The organism is Sphaerobacter sp. (assembly GCF_019683595.1).
Classification (GTDB): domain Bacteria; phylum Chloroflexota; class Chloroflexia; order Thermomicrobiales; family Thermomicrobiaceae; genus Sphaerobacter.
Genome location: NZ_JADGHZ010000211.1, coordinates 1 through 5,457 on the forward strand (window position 1 = coordinate 1; position 5,457 = coordinate 5,457).

A 5,457-nucleotide genomic window follows, 5' to 3' on the forward strand; every position below is an offset into this window, starting at 1 on the left:
TCACACTTCCACTCCCAATCCACCTCCAGCCGGCACTGCCATCCGCCCCTGGGTGATCGCGAGCGGGCTGGAGAGGAGGTCGGTGGCGAGCAGGGAGCCGGTGGCCAGGCCGCAGGCGGGGATGGGGGCGGGCAAGGTGGCAGCCACGTGCAGCGCCAGCGCGATCCCGACCCCGGCGTCGATGGTGGTGGTGACGATCGCGCGCAACCCGGCGCCGGTCGCCTCCTCGATGATGCTCCGCGCGGCTCGGGGGCCGCCTGCGACCATCGGCTTGACCACGACGGCGTCGACCGCCTCGGCCTGGAGCAGCGTCCGCACGGCATCGAGCGTCGTGGCCGACTCGTCCGCCGCGATCGGCACGTCGACCGCCCGTCGCACCCGCGCGAGCCCGGCGAAGTCACCCGGCGGGACGGGCTGCTCCACCAGGTCCAGGTCGTAGGCTGCCAGGCGCCGCAGCAGGGCGACGGCTTCGTCGGGCGCCCAGGCGCCGTTGGCGTCGAGGCGCAGCGCGACGTCGGGGCCGACCGCCGCGCGGACCGCCGCCACCCGCTCCACCTCGGCCGACGGCGACCCGGCGATGCCGACCTTCAGCTTGATCGTGCGGAATCCGGCGTCGACAGCCCGCTTCGCGGCAGCGGCTGCGTCCTCCAGGCCGGGAGCGCCGACGGTGGCATTGACCGGCACCTCCGCCGCGTGGCCCGGCGCCAGCAGGGCCGCGAGCGGCACGCCCCGCGCGCGGCCCAGCGCATCGAGCGCGGCGGTCTCCAGCGCGCAGCGGACCGCGGCCGCGCCGGGCTGATCGAGCGGCAAGGCAGCGCAGCGGTCGAGCAGTGCCTCCAGCGTTGCGCCGGTGAGCGGCGGTGTGAGCGCCTCCAGCAGGGCCGCCGCATCGGCGGCGGTGCCGCCACCGAACTCCGTCAGCGGCGCAGCCTCGCCCAGACCCTCGACCCCGGCATCCGTCGCCAGCCGGACGATCAGGCCCTCGCGCGCTGTCGCACGGCCGTGCGCCGTGGCGAACCCGGCGGCGAAGGGGATGCGGTAGGGTGTGGTTTCAAGCCGGGTAATCCTCACAGCAGCAGGCCCAGAGCAAGCAGTGCGCCGAAGAGCAGGTGGAGCTGGCCCGTGCGCTTCAGTATCGGGTTCAGGGCGGTGCCGGTTGCGCCGCCGAGTGTGGTCCGGACCAGCGCGATACCCAACGGCAGCGAGAGCCACGACAGCAGCACCCAGGCGCTGGCGGCGCCGGTCAACCACAGCAGCAGCGGGACGAGATAGGCGATGCCCGCAAAGAGGGCGTACTGGATCCGGCTCGCGCGGGCGCCGATCCGCACCGCCAGGGTGCGCTTCCCGGCGGCACGGTCGGTGTCGATGTCCCGCAGGTTGTTGATGACCAGAATGTTCGTCACCAGCAGCCCGACCGGCACCGAGACGGCGAGCGAGAGCGCGTCGACGGTGCCGGACTGGAGGTAAGCGCTGCCGTTGACGGCGATCACGCCGAAGAAGATGAAGACGAAGAGGTCGCCGAGCCCATGGTAGCCGAACGGCCAGGGGCCGCCGGTGTACGCCCACCCGCAGAGGATCGACAGCAGACCGATCACCAGAATCGGCCAGCCACCGACCACGACCAGGTAGAGGCCGACCAGAGCGGCGGCACCGAAGGTCAGGATCGTCGCCCGCTTCATCTGCTCGGGCGTGACCAGCCCGCGCTGCGTGACCCGTACCGGGCCCAGCCGCTCGGCGGTGTCGGCGCCCTTGTGAAAGTCGGAGAGGTCGTTGGCGTAGTTGGTACCGATCTGAATCAGCACGGCCGCCACCAGCGCGGCCAGGAACGGGAGCGGGCGGAAGGTGCCGGCGGCCACCCCGGCCGCGGTACCGACCAGCACCGGCGCGATTGCAGCCGGCAGCGTCGGCAACCGCGCGGCCATCACCCACACCTTGATCCGACTTGGCGGTGTCAACGTCCCGCTCTGCTGCATCAGTGATCGGCCCTCACTCGTCAGCCCTCAATGCGCTCAGGGAGCGGTTCCCCCTCACCCCCCGGCCCCCTCTCGGACGGAGCCCACGAGGGGAGAGGGGGAGAACGCAGTCCTCCTCCGCGTCAATCCTACGGAAAGCGCGGGAACTTGGAGAAGTCGGGCTTGCGCTTCTCGATGAAGGCGTTGCGTCCCTCCTTGGCCTCGTCGGTCAGGTAGTAGAGCAGCGTCGCGTCGCCCGCGAGTTGCTGCAGGCCCGCCAGGCCGTCGGTGTCGGCGTTGAACGCCGCCTTGAGGAAGCGGATTGCCGTCGGGCTCTTCTCCAGGATCTCCCGCGCCCACTGCACCGCCTCCTCCTCCAGCCGCTCCAGCGGGACGACGGTGTTCACCAGACCCATCTCGAGCGCCTCCTGAGCGGTGTACTGGCGGCAGAGGTACCAGATCTCGCGCGCCTTCTTGTGCCCGACGACCCGGGCCAGGTAGGTCGCGCCGTACCCGGCGTCGAAGCTGCCGACCTTGGGACCGGTCTGCCCGAAGATCGCGTTGTCGGCGGCGATAGTCAGGTCGCACAGCAGGTGGAGCACGTGGCCGCCGCCGATCGCATATCCGGCCACAACCGCGATCACCGGCTTGGGCAGGAGCCGGATCTGCCGCTGGACATCGAGGATGTTGAGCCGGGGAACCCCCTGATCATCGACGTAGCCGCCATCGCCGCGGACCTTCTGATCGCCGCCGGAGCAGAACGCCTTGTCCCCCTCACCGGTCAGGAGCACTACCCCGATCGTCGGATCTTCCCGCGCGTGGTTGAACGCGTCGGACATCTCGAACACCGTCAGCGGCCGGAACGCGTTGCGGACCTCCGGCCGGTTGATGGTGATCTTCGCGATCCCCTCCCCCTCAGCCCGCTCGTACCGGATATCGGTGTACCGCTTGATCGGTACCCAGGTGACTCCGCTCATTGGACCTCCTCCATCATCCGTCATGCGTCATGCGTCATCCGTCCCCCTCACCTCGGCCCCCTCTCGGACAGAGCAGACCAGGAGAGAGGAGAGCACGTAGTCACGATGCTCCCCCTCTCCCAAAGTTGGGAGAGGGGGCAGGGGGTGAGGGCCGCTCTCGCGGCTCACTTCCCCTGCTCCCACTCGTCGGCCAGGAGCGCATAGATCAACGTGTCGCGTAGCTCGCCGTAGGGCGTGACGGCCTCACTGCGCAGGCGGGCCTCCAGCCGGTACCCGGCACGCTCGGCGACCCGCGCGCTGCGGACGTTGTTCGCGTCGCAGCGGATCTCGATCCGCCGCATGCCGAGGGTCTCGAAGGCGAAGCGGGTGATGCCGCGCACCGCTTCGGTCACGTACCCCTGCCCCTCGAAGCGCGTCCGCACCCAGTAACCGATCTCCGCCTTGGGCACCCGCCAGTCGATGCGGTGCATGCCGCTGGCACCGACGAAGGTGCCGGTCGTCTTCTCGTAGAGATGCAAGCGAAGATCGGTGCGGGTCAGGAAGTCGGCCCGCGCCTGGCGGATGTTCGCCTCGGTGTCGTCGACGCTCGGCACCGGGTCGACCCACTCCATCCAGGGGCGCAGGCGGTCAAGCGACTCCAGGATCGCGGCATTGACCTCCGCGCCGTCGCCCGGCAGCGGCGCGCGGATCAACAGCCGCTCCGTCTCGAACTGCTCCGGAAAATCGCGCAGGATGGGTGGGATCATGGCACAGCCTTACTGACGCGATGCAGCCAACGGCCGGTGCGCGGGGCTAAAGCCGCCGCGCTCACAGGGCGAAGCCCGCTAAAGCGGGCTGAGAGCACGTGCCTGCGCATCCCTTCGTGTACGCGTTCAGCCGGCTTTAGCCGGCTTTCCTTTGTCAGCCCGGGGCTTGAGCCCCGGGCACGTGCCGGCGACTGTGCGAAAACGGCTCGCCCGGTTTCCATGGGGAGCGAGTCGGTCTCGGGGTAGTAGTGCATCTTCAACGTACCACCTCCTCCCCCACCAGGAACCCCAGCACCGCCTCGGTGAACGCCTCAGGCTGCTCCAGGTGCGGGGCATGCCCGGCGTCGGGAATGATCGCGACCGTCGCCTGCGGCATGGCGCCCGCCATGGCGCGACTGATCGCCACGTATTTTCCGTCAAGCTCTCCGGCGATGAGCAACACCGGCACGGCGATCTCGCCGAGTCGGTCGTGCACCGGCGCCATGGCCCCGGCGCCCATGCCGCGCAGGCTGTTGGCGAGGCCGCCCGGGGTGTGGCTAAGGCGCTGCGCCCGCAGGCGCGCGCGCGTCGCCTCCGGCAGCCGCTGCTGGCTGGCGAAGAGGGGCAGCCGCTCCCAGGCATCGACAAAGGCAGGCAGCCCCTCCCGCTCGATCCGGTCGGCCAGGGCCGTATCGCTGGCCACGCGGGCAGCGCGCTCGGCCGGATCGGCGATGCCCGGCGACGCACCCTCCAGCACCAGCGCGCTCACCCGCTCGGGCGCGGCCAGCGCCAGGTGCAGCGCCGTGCGCCCGCCCATGGAGTAACCGAGCACGGCGGCGCGGTCGATATCGAGCGCGTCGAGCAGCGCGACGAGATCCGCCACGCAGCGGTCCATGGCGTAGCGAGCCGGGTCGGTGGGCGCGTCGGAGCGGCCGTGGCCAATCAGGTCCGGCGCGACCGTGTGGAAGCGCGCCTGGAGGGCGGGCAGCAACGGCTCCCATGTGGCGGCGCTGCCGGTGAATCCGTGGAGCAGCAGCAGCGGGGGGCCGTCTCCCCCACGCTCGACGTGGAGACGGACGCCGTTGACCGCGATCAGGCCCACGCCGCCACCTCACCCGCCAGCGCGGCCGACACCGCGCGCCACATCTCGCGGTGGAGCGCCACGTTCCGCTCCCGGTCGGTCGGCACCTCGACGATGCTCAGACCCGGCGCCGCGACGCCTTGCTCAACGGCCTCCCGGAAGGCATCCCAGGTCGCGATCCGGGTGTACGTTGCACCGTACAGATCGGCCACGGGACGGAAGTCGAGGCCGTGGGGCGTGCCGAAGAGCGCCTCGAAGTGCTCCGGATACGCGGCCTGGGGCAGGAAGGAGAAGATGCCGCCGCCGTCGTTGTTCAGCAGGACGACGGTCGCGCTCAGGTCGTGCAGCTTCGCCGCCAGCAGGCCGTTCATGTCGTGGTAGAAGGAGATGTCGCCGATCGCCAGCACCAACGGCCTGTCGCTGGCGGCCGCGGCGCCGAGCGCGCTGGAGATCACCCCGTCGATGCCGTTGGCGCCCCGGTTCGCCAGGAAGCGAATCGCCTGCCGGCTCCGGGGGAAGAAGGTGTCGAGATCCCGCACCGGCATGCTGTTCCCCGCGAAGAGGGTGCTCCCCTCCGGCAGCAGCGCGGCGAGTTCGGCGAAGACCTTGCCCTCGAACAGTTCATCCATCCCGGCCAGCCGCTGCGCGATCGCGCCGCGGGCCGCGCGGTCGGCCTGCTGCCAGGTGGTGAGCCAGGGGTTGTCCCCCTCACCCCCCTGCCC

General features: G+C 70.8%; 6 protein-coding genes. All 6 read right to left on the reverse strand.

What is annotated here, in order from left to right:
- Positions 1-1,071: an o-succinylbenzoate synthase gene (gene menC, locus IRZ30_RS15245; RefSeq protein ID WP_294086369.1), complete on the reverse strand. Its 1,071-nt coding sequence runs from the start codon at positions 1,069-1,071 to the stop codon at positions 1-3.
- Entirely contained in the window at positions 1,068-1,973 is a 906-nt protein-coding gene (locus tag IRZ30_RS15250; protein ID WP_366945366.1) for a 1,4-dihydroxy-2-naphthoate polyprenyltransferase, read from the reverse strand. The genes menC and IRZ30_RS15250 overlap by 4 nt, the downstream gene beginning before the upstream one ends.
- Before the next feature lie 128 nt (positions 1,974-2,101).
- Positions 2,102-2,929, reverse strand: coding sequence for a 1,4-dihydroxy-2-naphthoyl-CoA synthase (gene menB, locus IRZ30_RS15255; protein ID WP_294086373.1), 828 nt, complete (start codon positions 2,927-2,929; stop codon positions 2,102-2,104).
- A gap of 164 nt (positions 2,930-3,093) precedes the next feature.
- Positions 3,094-3,675 (reverse strand): GNAT family protein, encoded by a 582-nt coding sequence (locus IRZ30_RS15260; protein ID WP_294086374.1) that lies wholly within the window; start codon positions 3,673-3,675, stop codon positions 3,094-3,096.
- 256 nt (positions 3,676-3,931) lie between these two features.
- Positions 3,932-4,756, reverse strand: coding sequence for a 2-succinyl-6-hydroxy-2,4-cyclohexadiene-1-carboxylate synthase (gene menH / locus IRZ30_RS15265; RefSeq protein ID WP_294086375.1), 825 nt, complete (start codon positions 4,754-4,756; stop codon positions 3,932-3,934).
- Positions 4,747-5,457 (reverse strand): thiamine pyrophosphate-dependent enzyme (locus IRZ30_RS15270; RefSeq protein ID WP_294086376.1); only part of this gene is annotated, 711 nt, incomplete at its 5' end. The genes IRZ30_RS15270 and menH, both read right to left, overlap by 10 nt.

Bases quoted from the DNA above. Each gene is read 5' to 3' on its own strand.
- IRZ30_RS15250 (WP_366945366.1), bottom strand. From the start codon at position 1,973: ATGCAGCAGAGCGGGACGTTGACACCGCCAAGTCGGATCAAGGTGTGG.
- menB (WP_294086373.1), bottom strand. From the start codon at position 2,929: ATGAGCGGAGTCACCTGGGTACCGATCAAGCGGTACACCGATATCCGG.
- IRZ30_RS15260 (WP_294086374.1), bottom strand. From the start codon at position 3,675: ATGATCCCACCCATCCTGCGCGATTTTCCGGAGCAGTTCGAGACGGAG.